The sequence below is a fragment of the Bacteroidota bacterium genome (genome assembly GCA_016722565.1).
Classification (GTDB): domain Bacteria; phylum Bacteroidota; class Bacteroidia; order 2-12-FULL-35-15; family 2-12-FULL-35-15; genus 2-12-FULL-35-15.
The window spans coordinates 340,328-363,587 of record JADKIU010000002.1 but is presented as its reverse complement, the minus strand read 5'-3'; the positions used below and the strand labels follow the sequence as shown (position 1 = coordinate 363,587).

23 protein-coding genes are annotated in these 23,260 nt (G+C 36.8%); 9 read left to right on the top strand and 14 right to left on the bottom strand.

Annotated elements, in window-relative coordinates:
- Positions 1-11: 11 nt before the first annotated feature.
- The 4 genes from IPP64_06960 to IPP64_06945 all read right to left on the bottom strand — a co-directional run bounded on the left by IPP64_06960 (position 12) and on the right by IPP64_06945 (position 5,948).
- Positions 12-1,046 carry a PorP/SprF family type IX secretion system membrane protein gene (locus IPP64_06960; protein ID MBL0329147.1) on the bottom strand — a complete coding sequence of 345 codons (1,035 nt, stop codon included), beginning with the start codon at positions 1,044-1,046 and terminating at the stop codon, positions 12-14.
- 3 nt (positions 1,047-1,049) lie between these two features.
- Positions 1,050-3,461, bottom strand: a complete 2,412-nt coding sequence (locus IPP64_06955; protein MBL0329146.1) for a CotH kinase family protein — start codon at positions 3,459-3,461, stop codon at positions 1,050-1,052.
- Between the two features lie 220 nt (positions 3,462-3,681).
- A complete protein-coding gene (locus tag IPP64_06950) occupies positions 3,682-4,425 on the bottom strand; it encodes a hypothetical protein (GenBank protein MBL0329145.1) in 744 nt (247 codons plus the stop codon).
- 56 nt (positions 4,426-4,481) lie between these two features.
- The gene (locus IPP64_06945; protein ID MBL0329144.1) at positions 4,482-5,948 is read right to left on the bottom strand and encodes an SLC13/DASS family transporter; all 1,467 of its coding nucleotides are present in this window, start codon (positions 5,946-5,948) and stop codon (positions 4,482-4,484) included.
- Positions 5,949-6,050: 102 nt separating this feature from the next.
- On the opposite strand from IPP64_06945, the gene IPP64_06940 reads away from it, so the two are divergent.
- From IPP64_06940 to IPP64_06920, 5 genes are all read left to right on the top strand, one after another.
- Positions 6,051-7,016 carry a methionyl-tRNA formyltransferase gene (locus IPP64_06940; GenBank protein MBL0329143.1) on the top strand — a complete coding sequence of 322 codons (966 nt, stop codon included), beginning with the start codon at positions 6,051-6,053 and terminating at the stop codon, positions 7,014-7,016.
- 261 nt (positions 7,017-7,277) lie between these two features.
- Positions 7,278-7,553 carry an HU family DNA-binding protein gene (locus IPP64_06935; GenBank protein MBL0329142.1) on the top strand — a complete coding sequence of 92 codons (276 nt, stop codon included), beginning with the start codon at positions 7,278-7,280 and terminating at the stop codon, positions 7,551-7,553.
- An 83-nt stretch (positions 7,554-7,636) separates the two neighbouring features.
- The gene (locus IPP64_06930) at positions 7,637-8,692 is read left to right on the top strand and encodes an agmatinase family protein (protein ID MBL0329141.1); all 1,056 of its coding nucleotides are present in this window, start codon (positions 7,637-7,639) and stop codon (positions 8,690-8,692) included.
- Positions 8,692-9,366, top strand: a complete 675-nt coding sequence (locus IPP64_06925; protein MBL0329140.1) for an RNA methyltransferase — start codon at positions 8,692-8,694, stop codon at positions 9,364-9,366. The genes IPP64_06930 and IPP64_06925 overlap by 1 nt, the downstream gene beginning before the upstream one ends.
- Before the next feature lie 94 nt (positions 9,367-9,460).
- Positions 9,461-9,628 carry a 30S ribosomal protein THX gene (locus IPP64_06920; protein ID MBL0329139.1) on the top strand — a complete coding sequence of 56 codons (168 nt, stop codon included), beginning with the start codon at positions 9,461-9,463 and terminating at the stop codon, positions 9,626-9,628.
- A 164-nt stretch (positions 9,629-9,792) separates the two neighbouring features.
- Here the strand turns inward: IPP64_06920 and pdxH are convergent, their stop codons facing one another.
- The 9 genes from pdxH to IPP64_06875 form a co-directional block, all read right to left on the bottom strand.
- On the bottom strand, positions 9,793-10,443 hold the full coding sequence (gene pdxH / locus IPP64_06915) for a pyridoxamine 5'-phosphate oxidase (protein ID MBL0329138.1): 651 nt from the start codon (positions 10,441-10,443) through the stop codon (positions 9,793-9,795).
- Positions 10,444-10,529: 86 nt separating this feature from the next.
- On the bottom strand, positions 10,530-11,381 hold the full coding sequence (locus IPP64_06910) for an aminotransferase class IV family protein (protein MBL0329137.1): 852 nt from the start codon (positions 11,379-11,381) through the stop codon (positions 10,530-10,532).
- Positions 11,382-11,439: 58 nt separating this feature from the next.
- Positions 11,440-11,919, bottom strand: a complete 480-nt coding sequence (locus tag IPP64_06905) for an HAD family hydrolase (GenBank protein MBL0329136.1) — start codon at positions 11,917-11,919, stop codon at positions 11,440-11,442.
- On the bottom strand, positions 11,916-12,527 hold the full coding sequence (locus tag IPP64_06900; protein ID MBL0329135.1) for a rhomboid family intramembrane serine protease: 612 nt from the start codon (positions 12,525-12,527) through the stop codon (positions 11,916-11,918). The genes IPP64_06905 and IPP64_06900 overlap by 4 nt, the downstream gene beginning before the upstream one ends.
- A 136-nt stretch (positions 12,528-12,663) precedes the next feature.
- Positions 12,664-13,203 (bottom strand): DUF1572 family protein, encoded by a 540-nt coding sequence (locus IPP64_06895; protein ID MBL0329134.1) that lies wholly within the window; start codon positions 13,201-13,203, stop codon positions 12,664-12,666.
- Positions 13,200-14,507, bottom strand: coding sequence for an NAD(P)/FAD-dependent oxidoreductase (locus IPP64_06890; protein MBL0329133.1), 1,308 nt, complete (start codon positions 14,505-14,507; stop codon positions 13,200-13,202). The genes IPP64_06895 and IPP64_06890 overlap by 4 nt, the downstream gene beginning before the upstream one ends.
- Positions 14,508-14,592: 85 nt before the next feature.
- Positions 14,593-16,185 carry a PD40 domain-containing protein gene (locus IPP64_06885; GenBank protein MBL0329132.1) on the bottom strand — a complete coding sequence of 531 codons (1,593 nt, stop codon included), beginning with the start codon at positions 16,183-16,185 and terminating at the stop codon, positions 14,593-14,595.
- A 123-nt stretch (positions 16,186-16,308) separates the two neighbouring features.
- Positions 16,309-17,157 carry an OmpA family protein gene (locus tag IPP64_06880; protein MBL0329131.1) on the bottom strand — a complete coding sequence of 283 codons (849 nt, stop codon included), beginning with the start codon at positions 17,155-17,157 and terminating at the stop codon, positions 16,309-16,311.
- A 152-nt stretch (positions 17,158-17,309) separates the two neighbouring features.
- A complete protein-coding gene (locus tag IPP64_06875; GenBank protein ID MBL0329130.1) occupies positions 17,310-17,771 on the bottom strand; it encodes a hypothetical protein in 462 nt (153 codons plus the stop codon).
- Between the two features lie 224 nt (positions 17,772-17,995).
- Here IPP64_06875 and IPP64_06870 point away from each other — a divergent pair, with 224 nt between their 5' ends.
- The 4 genes from IPP64_06870 to IPP64_06855 all read left to right on the top strand — a co-directional run bounded on the left by IPP64_06870 (position 17,996) and on the right by IPP64_06855 (position 22,468).
- Entirely contained in the window at positions 17,996-18,352 is a 357-nt protein-coding gene (locus IPP64_06870; GenBank protein ID MBL0329129.1) for a DUF4907 domain-containing protein, read from the top strand.
- A gap of 71 nt (positions 18,353-18,423) precedes the next feature.
- Entirely contained in the window at positions 18,424-20,004 is a 1,581-nt protein-coding gene (locus IPP64_06865) for a T9SS type A sorting domain-containing protein (GenBank protein MBL0329128.1), read from the top strand.
- 50 nt (positions 20,005-20,054) lie between these two features.
- The gene (locus IPP64_06860) at positions 20,055-21,230 is read left to right on the top strand and encodes a T9SS type A sorting domain-containing protein (GenBank protein MBL0329127.1); all 1,176 of its coding nucleotides are present in this window, start codon (positions 20,055-20,057) and stop codon (positions 21,228-21,230) included.
- Positions 21,231-21,241: 11 nt separating this feature from the next.
- The gene (locus tag IPP64_06855; GenBank protein MBL0329126.1) at positions 21,242-22,468 is read left to right on the top strand and encodes a T9SS type A sorting domain-containing protein; all 1,227 of its coding nucleotides are present in this window, start codon (positions 21,242-21,244) and stop codon (positions 22,466-22,468) included.
- A 44-nt stretch (positions 22,469-22,512) separates the two neighbouring features.
- Here the strand turns inward: IPP64_06855 and IPP64_06850 are convergent, their stop codons facing one another.
- Positions 22,513-23,196, bottom strand: coding sequence for a TIGR02117 family protein (locus IPP64_06850; protein MBL0329125.1), 684 nt, complete (start codon positions 23,194-23,196; stop codon positions 22,513-22,515).
- Between the last annotated feature and the right edge of the window lie 64 nt (positions 23,197-23,260).

Sequence of the window (23,260 nt, the reverse complement as noted above, 5' to 3'; positions counted from 1 at the left end):
GGGGCTTTTTTTTAAATCATATTTTTTTGTTTGAACAAGGCGCCTTTCAAAATGTGATATTTTAATGAAATTTCCACTCCTCCATTGTATTTGGATACTTGGCTATATGAGGAAATATTAATGTCGTAGGACAGTCCAAAAGAAAAATCAGACATGGTTAAGAAAACTGAAGGAATAATTGCATCACCATGACGATAATACAATCCAACTCCTAAAGCTGTTTCAGAAATCAATCCTGTGATTTTTGTATCGTTTTTAAAACGATATCGCACAGCACAACCTGCTGTAATTTCCATTGCCCTCCCTTGTTGGAAAAAAATTGCTGATGGAAGAAAAGCGACTTTGGTACCGGGCTTATCAAAATGCCCACTCATATTTACAACGAGTTTTCCGTACAATTTTTCAGAAACAGAAAAATACTTTTGTGTTGGTCGGTTCAAATGAAAATACGATACACCCACATTTAATTTGCGTTTTTCGTTTCTTTCAAATTTTACTTTTCCATTTGAGTATTCATAATATAACCCTGCAGCTAAATCCAAATAAAAAAACGAGTTGGTAGGAGTCGTTTCGTAATTCGCGACAGCGGTATTAAATCCTTGTCCATCATATTGATTTCCCCAATTCATATCCGCAAGATTTACTTTATGCTGAGCACCACCAACAGACAAACCCATAGAGAATTTACTTTCCCTGCTTACGGGCAAGATAGCTGCCAAACATAAATTAGCTTGAGTTAATCCGAATTGAGAGTCACCGGCTTTATCGGAAAAGAAATTTATTCCTGCACCCAAATGCGCATTCTTTTCTTTCTTATCAAACAAGGGCATATCCACAGAAGCAGCAACCGTATTAAATGCATTGCCCATTGCAGCCCATTGATTTTTATAATTTACGATTGCACGAACATAACCACTATACACTCCTGTAGCACCGGGATTAAGTAACTGTGGCGTTTCATTGTATTGTGAAAAATGAACGTCCTGTGCAAAAGAGAAACTTGCACAAATTGAAAAAATAAATAGTATCGATTTTCTAATCTTCATAAACTAGCGTACCAATGTAATGTTTCCCTTTTTCTCAATTTTTTCACCACCAGGCATAATTCCTGAAACACGATACGCAAAAACACCAGGATTACAAGGCTGTCCCATAAATGTACCATCCCAACCTTCTGCTCGATCATTTGTTTTAAACACCTCTTGTCCCCAACGGTTATAAATATGAAAATCCAATTTATCAATACTTCCTAATACAAATAAAACATCATTGTTATTGTCACCATTTGGTGAAAACACATTTGGAATTCCAACTTCTGATCCACCTTGAGGTTCATCTGTCATTCGAAATACGGCAATCACATTTTCACTTGTTGTAAAAGTTACTTCAGCGGTGTCGCTCACAGAACTTGGTGTAGGTGTATGACTTGGCATTTCCCAATGATCAAATACATATACTCCATTAGGAATCGCTTTCAGTTTCGTTACGATGCCACCAAAATAATTTCCACTATAAATGTAAGATGAAGGAATAATACTATTGATTTCAATATTTCCTGCACCTGCAGGTGATACATCAAATGTAATAGCGTAAGGACCGGTAAGCGAATAACAATCGATTAACCCTTGTGTTAATGACGTACAACGTTGATCAATTTCTGAGCGGAACGTATTTGCATTTGCTTTCCAGGTGGAATACGAACCACCCCATTTCGCACACTGAGCTGTCATTTCAGGATCAATAACAGCAACCATACTATCCAAAAGCGGAAGTGCAAAAGAGCAATTCAACTTTGTGTTCATCAAATCAATATAGCGCGATTGATAATATTGCTTAAAATCCGGATTTGCCATTAAAGCATTTAAAATTTGCGTATGTCCTTGTCCACCGGGATCAGGAAGACCTTCCACATTGCATGGATCAGCATTTGGTGAAGGATCAGGAATACCTGTATAATTAATATAATGTCCTAAAATAGCATCCATATCCCAAAGGGTATAACGCCACTTCTTTTTATCTCCTGCAGGATCCAATCCTCTCCACCATGCGGTATTCCAGTCGAGCCAGTCGGAAGTAGCCAACCAAGAATTAAAAACAAAATAATCTACAAAACTTTTGATATTAAAAATACTATCAACGTATGCATAGTTTGCAGGAACAGCCATGCTGTTGGAAGTAATGTAATTTCTGATAAAATTCCAATCTGTTTGAGCTTGTGCTCCACCATATGCACTCCAAGTTCCACCCCATGTTTGCAAAAACTGAACATACGGATCATCTTGCTTGGCATAAAAATCGGTAAAATCTAAATCATCTATTTTTTCACGCACATCGTAAACGCCCCAATATTGACCATTCAAATAAACAATTGCAGGTGCCCATGAGCGTTCGTCCATGTATAAATCAGCGCGTTGTGAAAGCGTATGTGCGTATGAATCGCGAATGTGAGCAGGAGCACCAGGAGCAAATGGATAATTATCATTTGCAGCTGCTTTAAAAATTAATCGTTGAAAGGAAGCACGACTTGTATTCACAAATATTGGAGAGTTCACTGCATAATTATAACCCATTTCATCTTTCGAAATATAATCGAACCCTCTTTGATTGTAAGCCCATGAATCGTTTCCATGCTCATTGGTTTCACCGTTTGTTTCAGCAATTAAAACTTTGGCTGCATTGTAATACTCTAATCCTGTCTCAGCTGTAATAGAGGAACCTCCTAATAAATCGTCTGTCAAATCTCCAAAAACAGAAACAACTGGAATGGTATGCGTTTGATTTATAAAATAGGTATTACTTTCAATAAAACTAGCCGGTTCTAATGGATTTGCACTAAATGCTCGAGCCCTTAAAACAGTTGTTACAGAAACATTCACTGGAGCAGAATACAAAGTAGATGTTGTTGTTGGAATAGAACCATCAGTTGTATAACGGATGGTTAATCCGACTCCGGAGGTAGTAATAGAAACCGTTTGAGCACCGGAATAAAATCCGGAAGCAACACTCATTACCGGCCGACTTGCATATTCAAGCATAGCGCCTGTATTATTTGCAGCCGGTGTAGGTGTTGCAAATACGGACCATGTAGCAGCTCCATTTGTTGTTCTTCCTCTCGAATGATTCACCTGAGTAGGGTTTAATGCAAACCCATCAATGATAACTCCGGCAGGATCTGCAAAAACAATGTCTTCCGGTTTAGTTTGTGTGAATTTAATTCCGGCATGAATGTTTGGACCAACAACTGTATTTTTTCCTGATGCCCATATCTTAATAAATCCACCCGCTGGAATTGAAACACCAGAAGGAATGGGCCATTTTGTAGGATTACTTATTTTATCACTTAGGAAATATCCTGCTAGGGAAATAGAAGAGCCACCGGAATTATACAGTTCGATCCAATCGGGCGTTTCGCCAAAATTATCGACAGAACTCGTATTGGAACAAGAAAATTCATTGATCATTACTTGACTTTTAGCTTTGTTTGCAAAACAGAAAATCACTAGAAGTAATGCGAATCGTTGGGGGTAATTTTTCAAATTCATGAAAAATGGATTTTAAGTAAATAAATTAACACCACTAATTTACAATTTTTATATTGGTTTTCAAAAGATTATACAATTTAATGAAACAAAAAAAGGCATCGAATGATCGATGCCTAAAAATATCTAAAAAATGATTTTTTTAAAATTTAGCGGTTATTCCTATTCCAAGATTAAAACCGTTTCCTTTTAACTTATACTCCCAATTATCATCATTATTTAAATCGGAATCGGAATTATTAGAAAAAGCAATACTAGGATAATTATAGCCCATATAACCGATATTAAAGAACATGCCGACATGGTCACCAAAATAGATTCTTGGCACCAACATAATACCATAATTCAATCCATTATCTTTTCCCATCGCATTTCCATTGTCAGCTAAACCGGGAGGATTTGAATTTGGATTGTTTTGCCAGTATTTGAAATTTGAATAGCCCATTGTAAGGCAAATCGGCATGTCAAAACGTTTTGTTTTTACTAAATGGAAATTAACGTTTACTCCAAAATCAATTGACCGTACCTTTGGCTTATAAGCATAAGCTGTTCCTAAAATGGTATCATGCTCTGTCTGTTCAAAATAATTGGAATATCCAAAACGAACACCCACACCTAACCAATCGGTAACACCATATTCTCCATTTAAAACATAAATGGTAGATGCTGCACCATCCGTTGTATCCTTCACTTCACGTTGGGTAACGATGGCTGATCCATTCCAAACTTGTTGGTCAATTTCAGAATGAATCTTCGTACCATAAATGGCAAATCCAATTCCAAGATCGGCATTAATGACACCTTTATGAAAGGCTTTATCGTCTTGCGCATTAATAGTACTGATGGCAAAACAACTTGCCAAAAGGAAAAGAGTAATTTTTTTCATAGGTTTAATAATTTGTGTTTCGTTTATCTATATTATAAAATTAAAACATTTTTTGGTCAAAACATCTGTTTCATAAAGTATATTGAAAAGGTTATCAACAAAATACCGATAATATCAAGTAAAAAACCCGACTTCAACATATCATTTACCCTAACGCGTTTGCTACCAAAAACAATCGTGTTCGCACCGGTTGCAACAGGTAACATAAAACCCAATGATGCAGCCAGTGTTGCCGGCACCATCAACAATAACGGATGAATATTCATAGAATGCTGAATGGCAATTAGCACCGGTAGCATCAATTGAATGCATGCTACATTGGAAGCAAATTCGCTAATAATACAAACCAACACACACATTAAAAAAATGAGTACATAGATATTGGTATCGGGAGTAAATTTTAATTGAGTTGCCAGCCACGTACTCAAGCCTGATAATTCAAATCCTTTTGCAAGAGCGAATCCGCCACCAAAAAGTAAAATAATATCGTAGGGCAGTTTTGTAACTTCGGCCCATGTCATTAATGCTCTACCCTTTTCTGTTTGAGAAGGAATTAAAAACAAAAGAATCGCCATAAAAACAGCAATGGTACTATCTTGTAAAAACTCTTTGTTGGGAAAAACATTACTCCAACCTTTGAATAAAAATACGCCAAAGTCAATGTCTGCACGTGTAAACCAAAGTACAGCTGTTAGAACAAAAATAGTGGATACCATTTTTTCTTCGAAACTCATTTTTCCTAATCGTTTGTAAGCATCAGAAAAATAAGATTTATCAATTGCTAAAATCACATCTTTTTTAATGAACATTTTTTTTAGAACAAAAAAGGCAATAAATAAAAATGCCAAAGCGATTGGAAAACAAATTTTAAACCACACAAAAAAATTCATATCATGATTGCCTGAAAACTTCTCGTTGTATTCTCGCAAAAAAATCATATTCGTAGGTGTACCAACCAATGTCGACATACCACCAATTGTTGCAGAATAAGCCAATCCGATTAATAAAGCCGAAGCCATTTTATGAGAATGATGTTCTTCTTTAAAATGCTGTTCGATTTGAACAATGACTGCTAAAACGGCAGATAACAGCATCATTACGGTGGCCGTATTTGAAATCCACATGGAAATTAAAAAGGAAGTTAGCATCACCCCAAATAGAATCCGAGAAGGACTAGTGCCAACAAGCATTAAAATTTTCAATGCAATTCGTTGGTGCAAATTCCAGCGCTCGATTGCAAACGCAATGATGAAGCCACCTATAAAAAGAAAAATAATGGGATCCATGTATTGAAATGCAGTTGTTTTGGAATCTGCTATTCCTAAAACCGGAAGCAAAACAACCGGTAACAAAGCAGTAACTGCCAAATGAACAGCTTCTGTTAACCACCAGACAGCCATCCAAACAGCTACTGCAGCCATTTTTGTCACCAATGGATTACTTGGCATTAAGTCGAAGCCGAAATAAATAACTCCAGCCAACAAAGGTCCGAGTATTAATTTTATTTGCTTAGCAGAAATCATATTCCGTTTTTTGCGCTGAAATTATTTTTAGTTTTACCATCAGATAACAAAACAAACTTAAGCATATTGTTTTTATTATCTATTCATATTCAAAAAATAAGAATGAGCCAACTTCGAATACTATTTATGGGCACTCCTGAATTTGCAGTGGAGTCGTTAGACATACTCGTTAAAAAAAACTACAACATTATAGGAGTCGTTACTGTTCCGGATAAACCGGCAGGGCGTGGACAAGAAATACAACAGTCAGCAGTAAAGAAATATGCGTTAGAAAAAGGATTAAATATTCTTCAACCTGAAAAATTAAAGGATGAATCTTTTTTAGAACAATTGCGTAACTTAAAAGCAGACTTACAAATTGTAGTTGCTTTTCGAATGTTACCAGAGGTTGTTTGGAATATGCCACGACTAGGAACATTCAACCTACATGGCTCACTATTGCCTCAATACAGAGGTGCTGCACCGATTAACTGGGCCGTTATAAATGGCGAACAAGAAACGGGTGTTTCAACTTTTTTTCTGCAACATGAGATCGATACGGGAAAAATTATTTTCAGAGAAAAAACACCTATCGCTGAAAATGAAACCGCAGGGAATATCCATGATCGTTTAATGGTTATTGGAGCGAATTTAGTTTTAAAAACAGTAAAAGCAATTGAAGAAAACACCTATCCACAAATAAATCAAGCAGAATTTATTGCAAATGGAGAAGTTGTAAAACATGCTCCTAAAATATTTAAAGACGACTGCAAAATCGATTGGTCAAAAAATGTAATGGAAGTACATAATTTTATAAGAGGTCTTAGTCCTTACCCAACTGCATTTTCAAGCTTTCTTTCTCCTGACGGTAAAAGTTTTTCTGTAAAAGTATTTTTAACAGAAAAAGAAATTATCCAACATACCGATGTTGTTGGTAGCATTATTACGGATTCCAAAACCTATTTAAAGATTGCTACTAAAGCAGGCTATATTCATCTTAAAGAATTACAATTAGCCGGGAAAAAGAAAATGGCTACAACTGAGTTTTTAAGAGGGTTTCCGATGAATCAAGGCTGGAAAGCAATTTAATAATTAATTGATTTTCAATATGTGTCATCTCTACTGTCGTTCAGGAGTAGACTACAAACTCCCTACGCAATAACAATAAAAGTTTGTTCAAAATTTACTTATCCTGAACTATAACTATATATAGCCTTACAGACACAGTTATTAACAAAAAGGCGACTTATCAACAAATTCTCATTTTTTTAGCTCCAAATATTGCACAGATAGTGAATCTTAGTAATTTTGTTATATAATTAAATGTTAAACCCTTTAAAAACTAATCAAATGAACAAAGCAGAATTGGTTGACGCTATCTCAGCAGAAGCGAAATTAACAAAAGCAGATGCTCAAAGAGCATTAGATGCATTCGTAAACGCTACAACAAAAGCACTTAAAAAAGGTGACAGAGTTGCATTAGTTGGTTTCGGATCTTTCTCTATCTCTAAAAGAGCTGCTAGAGTTGGTCGCAACCCACAAACTGGAAAAGCAATTAAAATTGCTGCTAAAAAAGTTGCTAAGTTTAAAGCTGGCGCTGATTTAGCTAAAACAGTTAACAAATAGTCGTTGACTAAATCAAATAAAAAAGTCCCGCAGAAATGCGGGACTTTTTTATTTTATGTATTTTCGTTCCTCAAAAATAAAATATGAGCAAGCAAGATAAAATAAACAATTTCGATCCCAACAGTTTGGGGGATGCAAATAACAATATTTATGGTTTACCGTTTACGGTGGACGAAGCTGAGGTTGTCATTCTTCCTGTACCTTGGGAAGTAACCGTATCTTACAGTGGTGGAACTGCGTTAGGTCCTCAAGTAGTATACAACGCTTCCTACCAAGTAGATTTATTTGACCCTAAAATTCCAGATGCATGGAAAATTGGATTAGCCATGGATACCATCTCTGATGATATCGCTAGCAAAAGTGAAAGTCTTAGAAGGAAAGCAGAGACCTACATTGAATTGTTACAAGAAGGAGATTCCCCTGAGTCGAATGACGAAATGGAAAACATCCGTCAACTCATCAATGCCGAATGTGTAAAAATGAATAATTGGGTGAAGGAAAAATCACTTTCCTTTATGGATAAAAACAAAATAGTTGCCTTGTTGGGTGGTGACCACTCTACTCCACTTGGATTAATGCAAGCGTTAGCTGAAAAGAATAACTCTTTTGCAATTTTACAAATTGACGCGCATGCTGATTTACGCGATGCATACGAAGGATTTGAATTCTCCCATGCTTCTATCATGTTTAATGCACTTAAAATACCGCAAGTATCCAAACTGGTTCAAGTTGGAATTCGTGATTATTGTCAAGCTGAATTTGACATCATCAAAAATTCGAACGGGAGAATACATACTTTTTTCGACAGAGATATCAAACACAGACAATTGGATGGAGCAACCTGGACAACGATTTGTAATGATATCATTGCACAGTTACCCAATGAAGTGTATCTAAGTTTTGATATTGACGGGTTAGACCCAAAACTTTGTCCGAGTACAGGAACACCTGTTGCAGGAGGATTTGAGTTTGAACAGATTTTAATGTTAATAGAAAAAATTGTTGACTCCGGCAAACGGATCATTGCATTTGATATCAATGAAGTTGCTCCGGGTGGTGACGAATGGGACGCAAATGTTGGAGCTCGATTGTTGTATCGTATCGCAAACATGGTTGCAAAATCGAATGGCAGAGCATAATGACAAAAGAATTAATCACATACTTATCGCAATTCATTTCCGAAACGCGCAGAGGGAAATTTGACAATGTACTGGAATACAGAACACGACACATCACCATTGCATTGGAGGATTTGTATCAACCACACAATGCAAGTGCTGTTTTACGCTCTTGCGATATTTTTGGGATTCAAGATATTCACATCATTGAAAACAAAAATGCCTACACGGTTAACAAAGACATTGCCTTGGGTGCCCCTAAGTGGTTAAACTTGCACAGATATCGCAAAGCAGAAAACAATTCATTGGATTGCATTCAAAAACTAAAAGCACAAGGCTATCGGATTGTAGCAACCACTCCACATGAGAAAGATTGTAATTTAGAAGACTTATCTGTTGACAAACCAATTGCATTATTTTTTGGAACAGAATTAACCGGAATATCGGATACAGTTCGTGAACATGCTGATGAATTTGTAAAAATTCCGATGTATGGATTTACTGAAAGTTTTAACATCTCAGTAAGTGCAGCTTTATGCTTGCATACGCTAAAAGAGAAACTTCACAAATCGAATATTCATTGGCATTTGAGTGATATAGAGAAAGAAGAATTATTATTAAGATGGTTGCGCAATTCAATTCCGAAAGTTGAATTGATTGAAAAAGATTACATCGCTAAGAAAAGTGCTCTTTAGTAAGTAACACGTATTAAGACGAATAAGAATTTGATTTTTTATAAAATTAACGTACGTTTGTATCAGAAATTAACCAAAACACAATAAAACTATTATGGGAAAAGGTGATAAAAAAAGTAAAAAAGGCAAATTAGCAATGGGCTCATTTGGAGTTCGTAGAAAAAATAAATCTGCAAGAGCGAAAGCGAAAAGAGCAGCTGGTCCAGCGAAAAAAGCAGCAGCTCCAAAAAAGGCAGCAGCACCTAAAAAGGCAGCCACCTAAAAAGGCAGCAGCCCCTAAAAAAGCAGCTAAAAAAGCAGAATAAGATTCAATTCTTTTCAAATAAAAATCCCTTTGTTTTCTCGACACTTGTCGAAATGAAAACGAAGGGATTTTTTTTGAATTATCAACCCCGTAGGGATGAAATATACAATATCACACTTTATCTAAGGAGCTAATCGTTCCAACTTCCAACTACTTTTTTCTTTTGTATATAAGAGACGATCATGCAAACGACTCGGTCGGCCTTGCCAAAATTCTATACTGGTGGGTTCTAAAACATAGCCACCCCAATAGATAGGACGTGGAACGACTTCACCGGGATATTTTTCTGAAAGCTTTTTGTATTCTTCATCCAATACGCTCCTACTTGCTACTACTCTACTTTGCTCTGATGTCCATGCACCTAGCTTACTTGTTCGCGGGCGTGTTTGAAAATAAGCATCCGACTCTTCGGCACTTTGTTTTGTCAACCTTCCTTCTATTCGAACTTGTCGTTCCAATTCCGGCCAAAAAAACAATAGCGAGGCATACGGATTTTTTAAAATCTCTCCACCTTTTCTGCTGGTATAATTGGTATAAAATACAAAACCTTTTTCATCAAAATTTCGAAGTAATAAAATGCGGGCACTTGGTTTACCATCGGATGTAGCGGTAGCAACAGTCATTGCATTGGGTTCATTCACCTTTGACTCGACTGCTTCTTTAAACCATTTTTCAAATTGCAATATAGGGTTTACGTGGACATCCTTTTTTCCTAATGTTTGTTTAGCAAAATCGTGACGCAATGTATTAATGTATAATCTGAGGTCTTCCATAATAAGTCTAATTTAAATACAGATTTCTCGACTTCTCCCGATAGCTATCGGGATGAAATGAAAGTTCGAATGAACCCAACATTAGGTTAAGAAGAAGTTGAAATCAATTCATTTAATTTTTGTGTTAATCTTTGTGATGTATCGTTAAAATATCTTTTTTGTTTGTATGCAACTACCCAACGTATACCATTGATGGTATTGGTTAAGAACAATTCGTCTGCACCGAGCAAAACATTTTGCATCACAGAAATTTCATATACTGCAATTTTATTTGCTTGAGCAATTTCAATAATCTTCCTTCTCATCACGCCATCTACACAACCATCACTCACGGGAGGTGTATACAGCACTCCATTTTTCACAGCAAAGATATTGGAACTTATCCCTTCAATAATATGATGTTTGTCATTTAACAGCAGACATTCATCCAGTTTATTATTGATTTTATTAATTCCCGCCATCACATAAATCGCGCTATTTGCTGATTTAATAGATGACAATGCATTTTGTGCCTTTTTAAATTCGGTAAACAAGTCAACGGTAAATCCTTTTTGATTCAGCACATACCCTTTCTCTTCAATCGGGTAGACTTCCACAACAAACGATACTTTATTGTCGCTCGGTGCATATAAACCACCTTCATTACGATAAATCGTTAACCTTACTCGTCCATCGGAAGTGACATTATTTTTTTGCGCCAATTCTAAAATGGCATGTTCAATGAACACAGTATTCAAATTAGGATGTTTTTCCATCTTCAACACCTCCATACCGGCAGTTAAGCGTTGCAAATGCTCTTTTAAAAATTGAGGGTTGTAATTTGCCAAGCGGATGGTTTCAAACAATGCATCACCATATCTGAATGAACGGTTGTTGGCGGTTACGATGGGTGCATCCGACAAAACAAAATTACCGTTATGATTGATATAGTTTTCCATTGTAGTATTCCCAATTTAAAAACTGGAATCCCGAAAGCTAGCGGGATGAAAAATAAAATTAATTAATTTGATTTAAAATCGTTTTCAATGAGATGTTTGCTTCAATTAAAATTCCTTTTACGCCTGCTTTCTCAGCAGCTTCAGTATCCCGCTCTTTATCACCTATAAAATAGGATTGTTTGGGATCTATTTCAAAACGCGCCAACGCTTTTTCTACAAATAATGAGTCAGGTTTACGACAAATGCATTTACTTACATCCGGATGGTGCACACAGTAATAGATTTCAGAAATCTTAATATTATTTTTCACAAACTCCCCCATCATGTATTTATGCAAAACTTCGACATCCGATTGTTTGTACAAACCTTTTGCAATTCCACTTTGGTTGGAGACAACAATCAATAAATATCCTTTTTTTTGAACTAACTGAAGTACTTCTAATAAATCAGGGAGGATTACAAAATCTTCTAAACGGTGCGTATAACCACGTTCTACATTAATTACTCCATCTCTATCCAAAAAAACTGCTTTTTTCATCGTCCTAAAATTTGATCTAAAAAGATAGATACTGCATGTGGTCTTAAAATGATGGTGAGCACAATTCCATAAATTGCACCCCAAAAATGTGCATCATGAGCAATTCCGGTGTTTCCACGTTTGCTTAAATAGTACTCAATTCCTAAATAAATGAAACCAAAAATGTATGCTGGAATTGGAACCGGGATAAACATAATTCCCAATTGAGCAGTTGGTGCCAACATGATATACGCATAAATGACAGCCGAAACAGCTCCCGAAGCGCCTAAAGAGTTGTAATAAATATTCGTTTTGTTACGTTCGTAGGAATACAAAGATGACATCACCAAACCGCCAACATAAAGGATAATAAAAAACAACATCCCCTTCCCATCAAAAATAGCAGCGTAAGCATCTTCTACAGCTTTACCAAACATGTATAATGAAAGCATGTTGAATCCCAAATGCATCCAATCGGCATGTATGATGCCATGCGAAAAAAAGCGATACCATTCCTTTCGTTCTTTAATCATATAAGCGTTGAACATCAGTTTATTTTTCAACGTATGATTGTCCATCGCTGTAATGGAAGTAAAAACGGTTATCGCTAAAATTATGTAAGTAATCATATAGGTAAAGATAACGAAATACTTTAATTTTTACTCAAATGTCATCTCGACCGAAGTGGAGAGATCTTTCTATTCGTATTAATTCATTAAATTATAAAGATTCCTCCACTTCGATCGGAATGACAACCCAAAAACATTACTTTATGTTATCAAGATAGCTACCTTTCATGTGTTCGGCAGATTTATTTTTAGGAATAGACAACGAATTCCAGTCACTGCTTTTTATATGTTTTGCCAGATAAACAATTTGCCCGATGTGGTATGCATAATGCGCTGTTTGTCGGTTTAATGCTTGTGTTACTGTTAACGCTTCTCCTCTGATGGTAATCGTTTTTAATACATCTTCTTCCCTTAGAAATGTTAATGTATTCATAAACACGTCCCACCCTTTATTCCAATAAGCTAGTAATTCTTCTTTTGTTTCCTTTCCTTCAATAAATTCGCCATCTCTGTTTCTTGTTGGTTTTTCTCCATCAGTCGTTAAAAAATCAGTCCAACGAGAAATCATATTTCCAGCCATGTGTTTCATAATAATCGCTATGCTATTCGACTCTGCATCCGGTGAATAATGAAAATATTGATCTTCACTCAATTGAGCAAACGACTTTTCGGCTAATGTTCTGTAATTTGTAAATACGCCAACGGTGTTTTCTAAAAAATGTTTTTCAAAACTCATGTTGTTTTTGTTTTTTCATCATCCTTCATTTTATTGGAGGATGGTTTCATTATTAAACGTAAAGATTGATCAAATGTGATATAACTCCATGCCCAGTTAATAAAAGCAAACAGCCTGTTTTTGAAGCCTACTAAGGACATAAGATGTATAAACATCCATATCAGCCAAGCAAAAAAGCCGGCAAACTTAAATTTTGGAAAATCAGCTACAGCTTTATTTCTTCCAATGGTTGCCATGGAGCCTAAATCTTTGTAAGAAAATTCTTTGGATATTTTATTATTAAGTAAGTTGTTAAAATGCAGTGACAATGCAACCGCTTGTTGTATGGCAACTTGAGCAACTTGCGGATGTCCTTTCGGAAATTTATCTTCTGTCATCAACGCAATATCACCAATTGCATAAATATTTGAATATCCTTCCACTAGATTGTTTCGATTCACTTTAATTCGATTATTCGGTGCAACAACTTCAGGATTTAAACCTTGTATTTTGTTTCCGATAACACCTGCAGCCCATACCAATGTTTTTGTAGGAATCTCTTTTCCATTTTCCAAAAACACGTTTTTCCCATCGTAATCTTTCACCCTTGAATTTAAAAATACATTCACACCTAAACCTTTTAAATATTCTTCAGCTTTTGAAGAAGCATTTTCCGACATCACATTTAATACTTTTGGCGAACCTTCCAAAAGATACACTTGCATCATTTTAAAATCCAATTCCGGATAATCTTTGGGTAAAATGCTTTTACGCATCTCGGCTAATGTTCCTGCAACCTCCACTCCCGTTGCTCCACCACCAACCACAACCACATTCATCAATCGTTTTCTTTCTTCTTTATCGGATTCGGATAATGCATCTTCATAATTTTGCAAAATGGTATTCCGCAATGTTAAAGCTTCCCCTACCGATTTCATTGGATAGGCCAGTTCCATCATCTTTTTGTTTCCAAAAAAATTGGTGTCGGCTCCAATTGCGATTACTAAATAATCGTAATCCACTACACCAATTGATGTATCCAATTGATTATCTGCTGTACGAACACTATTAACTGCAGCGATTCGACCGTGAATATTTTTGCTGTTTTGAAAAATTTTACGAAAAGGAAAGGCAATCGTGCTGGGTTCTAATCCGGCAGTAGCTACTTGATAAAACAAAGGTTGAAATTGATGATAATTGTTTTTATCAATCAGCACAATTTGATAATCTGATTTTAATAATTTACGGGCTAATTGAAGTCCGCCAAATCCGCCTCCTACAATAACGATTCGTTTTTGAGAAGTTTCAACAATGTTGGCTTTCATACAAAAAATTTAGAATACAAAATTACCGAATAAAACCAGTCTAAAATAAAAAAGCACCGCTTTTATTTGCGATGCTTTTTGTGAATTATTTTGTTTGAAATCCTTCGGGTTTGAGTTGTATATGTTTTGAAATTTCAAATTTAAAGGAACTTTTATCTAAGACAGTAATCTTCTCCGTGATGGTTTGGAATCCGTTCGCTTCCACATTCATCTCATAGTTACCCGGTGCTAAAACCATTACATAACGTCCGGAATTCGGATTGGGAATGTATGTCCCAACTACTTCTTGTGTTTTACTGTCAGAAACGGTAATGAACACATCCGGGAAATTTAATTTTTGAGTTGAGTCTGCGGAAGTAATGTCACCATTAATAACTGAATATTGTGGCTCCACTTCGTTCAACGTAACACGATAAATATCCAAATCACCTAAACCGCCTTCGCGTAAAGCTGAAATATAACCAAAGCGACCATTGCTGGAGATTCGGAAATTGTAATTATCTTCAGGAGTATTGATTGGATATCCAACGTTTTTAGGATTCGAAAACTGTTTTGTTTCGGCATTCCATTCTGCCTTAAAAATATCATAACCACCCATTGTGGTGTGACCGTTTGAGCTGAAATAGATCACTTTCCCATCAGCAGAAACGTTCGGAAAATCTTCATCAAAAGGTGTATTGATTTCATCACCCATGTTTTGTGCCGGCCCCCACATTCCGTTAGGTAATTTGCGACTGAAATATAAATCCGTTCCACCTTTGCCACCTTCACGGTTGCTTGCAAAATATAAAATCAAACCATCGGTACTAATACATGCTGCAATTTCTTCTGCTTTTGATGAATTAATGTTTTCATCCAATTTATCAGCAGGTTTAAAGCTCTTGTTTTTATCGGTGGTGGTACTATAAATATCACCTACTCCTTTTAAATTCGTGTAGTACAGCAACATGATTTCTCCGGTGGCTGACAAACCAATAATTTCTTGTTCCCCGTCTTTTTTAGCGATAGGTGGACCGATGTTTTTTGATTTTACGAAAGCACCATCTACCACTTTAGATACATAAATGGCTGCAGGATGCGTACCATCCTCTTTTACACGCTCAGCACCTTCGTCCGGTCTACGTGTATTAAACATAATAAACGATTCATCACTTGGAACGAATGGATAATAATCTGTATAAGGTGAATTCACATTTGGGCCAAGGTTTTCAAATTTCACATCTACTGGAAACTTCATCAACTCTTTTGCATTGATACAAAATTGAATCTGACGATCCACATCTTTCAGGTTATCAGCATTCCCTCTTCCGGTTTGTTTGAAGGTGTTAAATGCTTTAATTGCATCGTCAAAACGGTAGGCATAATGATATGCTCTTCCCAACAAATACATGGAATTAGGGTCGTACTTCGGCTTGCGGGTAAGGATTTCCAAATAAGGAATCGCTTTGGTTTTGTTAATATTGGTATTCAAATAACAAATCGAAATGTTATAATTGTACTTATCGGTTTTTGTATCATCCAGCAGCAGCAAATAATCTTCGAGTGCCGCTTCATAATTCCCATTGATGAAATTTTGATCCGCAACATATGGATCTACTTTTTTATCTGATTGAGCCACAGCGATGTTTGCACAAACAAGGGAAGCGATAAGTAAAGTAAGTGAACCTAATTTTTTCATTGTGAACGAATGTTTTTTATTTTGGAATGCAAAGATAAAAAAAAGCAACGAATGAACGCTTTTTATAGACGAATAGATTTGTAACACCGTTTTTATTAAAAACAGAAGTGCCGCACACCAAAGTTATGGTATCAAGATAATGCTCACCCTGCGGTTTTTGTCTTGTCCTTCCTTTGTTTCATTAAGGGCGACTGGCAAAGAGCTGCCATAACCGATGGATTTTGCCTTCGATTTACTCATCACGACTTTTGAAAGAATATAGTCTTTTACCGCCCCTGCTCGTTTTTCAGATAGTGTTTGATTATAGTTTTCCTGACCAATATTATCGGTATGTCCTTCAATAATAATTTTTGAAGGGTTTTGCTTTTTTATTTGTTCGATGAGGTTATCCAATTCTAGTTTGGAATTCGCCAACAACTCATATTTATCAAAATCGAAAAGGACGGCACTGCTAAGTGTAATTTGTGGTCCAGAACCAATTGCTGCAACGGCATCAATATCGGCACCGGGCCATGAGCCTTTGCAATCCGTTTTTAAATCTTCCAATTTTACATAATGGAATACATCAAATTGTTTTACCGAATCTCCAATATCCACCAAAGAAACGCCACCGCTGATTGCTCCAACCGAAATCCAGTTTTTAGCATCTTTCGATACATAAAGTTGTGTCGTTTCAATGTATTTTCCAACTTCAAAAACGTATAAATCGGGACCTTCAATATTGATGAGGGCATTGTCGGTAAACCTTAAAGTAAGTGTTCCACCACAACCTAAAGAGGTGAAATTAGATGCTACACCTGCAAAATCGGCAATACCAATAGATAACATGGAATCACAAGCTTCAGTAACGGCATCCGGCTCTCCTCTTTTAAAGTCTACAACTTCATCCGCAAAAGAAATATCCCCTTGGGGAAGAAAAATTTTACCGCCATTGCCGGCAGGGTATTCTTTTCCGATTGTTTGACTGCTCATGCAGAAAAACATAGAACTAAAATATAAACTAAAAAATACTTTTAAAATCCATCTCATGTGTTACAAATATAGCAATACATATATAAAGCCAAACTACTTCATATAATAATGAAAACTATAAAAGGTATCAGAGGTGTCTGCCAACTGGCTGGTTAAAATCTACCACATAGATGAGGGCGGTAACGTTTTTTACGTTTTGGGAACCATGTTCTGAAACGTTTTTTGGTATTAAAAGCCCGTTCTTCAAGAGAAGGATTATGCTTTTTAGATTTGCCAACCGAAGCTCCGCCACCAGAAGAAGAAGAGGTAGTAAAACCTGACGATAATGCAGATGTATCCGGCTTTTTAATCGTGTACTCTTGGGAAGCTTGATTTAGTTCAAAACGAATATGAAAACCATTTTCCAGCGTAGGTTCAATGTATTGAGCAGATACTTGCTGTTGAATTTGAGGTTCGTTCGGTTCTGAATAAGGATTGGAATTAATAAAATCGTGTGGATCATTCTCTGTGTTTGATTGAGGTGCATCTCCCACAATAGTTACCACCGACTGATTTCCGGCTGCATTTGTTTGAGAAAAAACAGCAAAAGCAGGAAAACAGAATACAACTGACAAACAATATTTAAATCGTTTTGAAGTCACGAAGTGATGAATTGATATCATAAAAGTAAAAAGAATTTAGGTAAAAGTCAAATTCTTACCCCATTTATATTCAAATGGTTATAAACAGGTGTTCATATCAATTCACCCCTGTTCATGTGCAAAATAAAAACACAAAAAATATTTGATTAACCTAAATTTTACATTAGCTTTATAGTAAATTACTCTACTCAATCGCTATGAATTTCAGAATTTCAATCTATTCCATTCGTGGATTATTTTTGGTTGCATGTCTGTCTTCATGCTCTAATCCACAAGAGAAAGGGAATTCCCCTACTCAAACACTTGCTCTTCCTGCTGAAGAAATACAAGAGAATACTCCAACTCCTCCTACTATTCAATCACAATCGCTCGAACTAAAAACATTTGAAGTAATCGATATAACATCCGGCAAATCTGTTGGATGGGGATACGATATTTATGTGGATGGTAAACGAAACATACATCAACCGATTATTCCGGGAATTGCGGGAAATAATGCATTTTCATCGGAAGAAGCGGCTAAAATTACCGGAACATTTGCCATTCAAAAATGAAACAAACCGGTGGATTACCAACCATCACATTGCAAGAACTCGACAGCCTAGGTATCACTAAAAACTAATACATGGTAACAAAACTACTCTCCCCACTTTTGTTCGTACTTACAATTCCTATATATGCTCAAACATACATAATGAGTAGTACACCTATTACAACTTGCAGTGGAACCTATATGGATCCGGGTGGAACAGGATTTTATGTTGACAACTCGAATTTTGTACAAACCATTTGTTCCGGTACAACCAATTGTGTGAGTATCACATTCAGCTCATTTGCCCTTGAATCAGGATTTGATTATTTAGCTGTCTACGATGGCCCTTCCACAAGTTCACCTCAAATTGCAGGCAGTCCGTTTACAGGAACCACCAATCCCGGAACACTCACTTGCTCTTCGGGTTGTATGACCTTTGCTTTTACTTCCGACATCTCCATTACTGATGCCGGCTGGATTGGTACCTTGTCGTGCGTTACTTGCCCACCACCACCACCACCGCCAAATTTAGCGTATGGTTGGACACAACGTGCAAGTGTACCGGCAATTGGAAGACATAGAGGTGTTGCCATCACTATTGGTAGTAGAGCGTATGCAGGTATGGGACATATCAATGCTATAACCGATATTATTTATGACGATTGGTGGGAATATGATCCAGGAACAAACTCATGGACACAAAAAGCAAGTTTCCCTCCCGGACCGCGTATGCATCCAACCGGATTTACAATTGGAAATTATGGATATGTTGGCACAGGCAGAAATAATTCCTATGTAGAACAAACTGATTTATGGCGATACAGTCCGGCTACCAACAGCTGGACTCCTATGGCATCCATGCCAGCGATGGCAAGAAGAGGCGCTGTAGCCTTTGCTGTAAGCGGGAAAGGATATATCGGAACAGGATCCTATTCTACCGATTTTTGGGAATACAATCCTGTTTCAAATTCATGGTTAGCCATTGCCCCTATTCCATGCACACCAAGGATTTCTGCAGTTGCATTCACAATTGGCTCCAAAGGATATGTTGCTACAGGCGATGACGGAGGACCGAATGGTGACTTGTATGAATATAACCCTGCTACCAATGCGTGGACCGCCAAAGCATCAATGCCGGGTCTGCCAAGAATGGAAGCTGGTGCATTTAGCATCAATGGTAAAGGGTATGTTGGAACGGGTTGCGATTTTCAGAGTGGAACCAACTATCAGGATTTTTGGGAGTATGACCCAATTGGGAACACATGGCTTCAAATTACTGATTTCAGTGGCTCTGCCAGACGTTACATGAATTGCTTTGCCATCGGAACAAGAGGATATGGTGTGTTTGGAACGAGTGGAACCAACTACAACGACTTATGGGAATATGGTAATTTCATTGCAGCTGACGTTGCAGAAAATGTATTCGATCATTCTGTAAAAACATTTCCAAATCCATTTCTAAATGAAATTACATTTTCTATTTCACAAGAGATTGTTTTCGAAAAAGGAGCATCCATTAAAATCATGGATATCACTGGAAAGACCGTTCGCACAATAACCAATATTTCAGAATATGAAATAAAAATAGAACGCGGTGATTTGAAAAAAGGAATGTACTTTTTTGAATTCCAAAATAACACAAGTGTTTCAACCGGAAAATTTATTGCCTTATGATAAAAAGGAAATATCTTTTATTTTCATTGCTCCTACTCTTGAGTTTTGAAATGTCATCCCAAAATATTTGGAGTAAACGTTCATCTTGCGGAGGTTCGAAAAGAGAACGTGGTGTTAGCTTCTCTATTGCCAGCAGAGGCTATATCGGTTTGGGACAAGACACCTTAAATTTAATGTTGAATGATTTATGGGAATATGATCCGGGAACAAATTCGTGGACACAAAAAGCAAATTTCCCTGGTGTTGCTCGAAGAGATGCTGCAAGTTTTGTTATTGGAACAAAAGCGTACGTTGGAACAGGAATAAATAATGCAGATGCATTTTTAGGCACACGTCAATCCGATTTTTGGGAATACAATCCGGGAACAAACTCATGGACCAGCAAAGCACCCTTTCCCGGTAATTCAGGAACGGGAACCTATTATTCTACAGGATTTTCAATGTTAGGCAAAGGCTATTTCTTTTGTGGTAAAGATGGTCCATCCAATTACTCTGATAATTTATGGGAATACGATCCCATCACCAACTCCTGGTTGCAAAAAGCAGACCTACCCGGTCCAAAACGATATGGTGCCATCGCATTTGTGATTGGAAATTATGCTTATTGCGGAACGGGAACAGATGAAAACATATTGGTAAATGATTTTTACAGATATGATCCAGCAACAAACACCTGGCTGACACTAAACAACTTTCCGGGTACAGGAAGATTTTCATGCAGTTCATTTACAATTGGTGGAAAAGGGTATATGTTACTTGGAACAGATGGAGGATATAAAGATGAATTATGGCAATACGATGCTGCATTGGACTACTGGTTTCCGAAAGCTTCACTTCCCGGTGGTGCCAGACGATCAGCTGGAGCATTTGCAATCAGTGGAAAAGGGTATGCAGGAACCGGTAAGGGTTTAACGGGCACGAGAAGAGATTTTTGGGAGTACCTCCCTTCTATTCCTGTTGGCATAGATGAATATAACGACATTGTTTTTTCAACTGTTTATCCTAATCCAATGACGGAACAAGCAACTGTTATTTTATCTGATAAAATTTCATTGCAATCGCTTTCGTGGGAACTGACTGACATACAAGGAAAGTTAATTTCGACAGCGGACATTGAAACAACTTCATTTACCATTTATAAAAACACGATGAATCAAGGAATCTATTCATTGAACATTAAAAATAAAAATGGAATCCTTGCCTCTAAAAAAATAATTGTACAATAATTCTTATACATATGAAATTGTCTAATCTCCTTTTTAGCTTTATTCTTTTCACACTACTTCCATCCTTAACGTTTGCCCAAGGATGGTGGTTCCGAAAAGCAGACTATAACCAATCACCAAGAACAGCTGCTGTGGCTTTTACAATTGGTACCGGAGCTTACCTTGGAACCGGATATGATAGTTCAACATACAAAAGAAATTTCAGCGTTTACATTCCAACATCCGATACATGGACTGCGACCACAAGTATTGGTGGTGTTTCTGGCTCGGGATTATCACGCGATGCGGCTTCCTCTTTCGTAATTGGAACAAAGGGATATGTATGTTGCGGGCAAGGTTCCAATCCTTTTAATTTAGATTGTTGGGAATATGATGCGGGAACAGATACGTGGACACAAAAAGCCAATTTTGGTGGAACTGCTAGAAGATCTGCTGTCGGATTTGAACTGGGCGGAAACGGATACATTGCTTGTGGGCAAGATGCGACAGGATTCAAAAATGACTTATGGATGTACAATGTTGCAACCAATAGCTGGATTGTTCAAGCTCCTTTTCCCGGAACAGCAAGAAGATTGCCTGTTGCTTTTACAATTGGGTCGAATGCCTACGTTGGAACAGGTGATGACGGTGTTTTCAAGGGTGATTTTTTTAAATACTCAGCAACTACAAATAGCTGGACTGCGATTGCCCCATTTGCAGGAACACCGCGTTATGGAGCAACCTGTTTTGTTCTCGGCACAGATGCTTATGTAGGAACGGGATATGACAATACATTATCAAATAGAAAAGATTTTTGGAAATACAATTCATTAACCAACACATGGTCAAGCATTGTCAATTTTGCCGGAACAGCTCGTTCCAATGCTGTTGGATTTACAATCGGAAGCTTTGGTTATGTGGCGACTGGGTATGATTCACTTACAACAAAAGATTTATGGATGTATGATCCAAACTTCAATGGAATTGAAGTAATCGATGCATTTAAATCCAGCTTAAAAATATATCCGAATCCCATCGTTGAAAATGCAACAATTGCTTTTAGCCCTGAAAGTTTAAATGCCTTCGCTAAAATTTCATTTACAATGTATGATGTGAATGGCAGAGAAGTAAAACACATCGAAGAACTGACAAATGCTGAAACACAGCTATCCAGAGATTATTTAGGCAATGGAATATACATATACAAAATTGTAGGTGATGATTATTTATTGGCCACAGGAAAAATAATTCTGCAATAGAAGAACTCTATGACGGAACCCTGAATAACTAACTCAGGGTTCTGTTATTCTAAATGCCGCACCACTCCACTTTCTAATGGAGTCCAAATTCCAATTTTAACTTCTGCAGCAGACAAACAATTGCCTGTCCAAACATTGCAGGTTTTAAACATACTGTAACTTCCGTTGGCTTCGTAAAAACAATCTTGTTGCGTGTAGCCGGGGTGTTTTATACAAATCGGTTTTCCATCTTTTAACTCAAATGATTCAAGAATAACTGTCACCAACTTTTGATATTGTTTTTCAGTAACAACAATCTTTTTACATGACTCATTCAGTTGTGGTGTCCTATATTTATATGTCACATGCATAGCAGTTGTTCCCAATCCAAAAGCGGCTTTAAATGCAGTAGAAAATGTTAAATCGTTCCATGTAGGTGTATCCAAATAAAATCCTTTATCTCCCCAACCCATTGCTACATAGTTATAATTTGAATTCACATTTTTAAAATCAGAAAAAGGGAGTGGTTCATCCCAATGCATTTGTTTGGAATGAATCGGCATAATAATATCTGTATGCACACCATTGGATTGAACATAAATCTCAATTCCATCCTGTGCATGCGCAAAGGAAGAATTAACTTTCCAAAATGGCAAGAGCCAAGCAAATAGCAAATAAAGCAAAACAAAAAAAATAAGTCCGAGAAGGAAACGAAAGCTATAACGGAGCGAAGTTTTTAGAGTATCCATTTTTTTGAAAATTAATCAAGAACGTGAAGACAAACCAGTTTAGTATGTAAGCAGTAAAATAGTA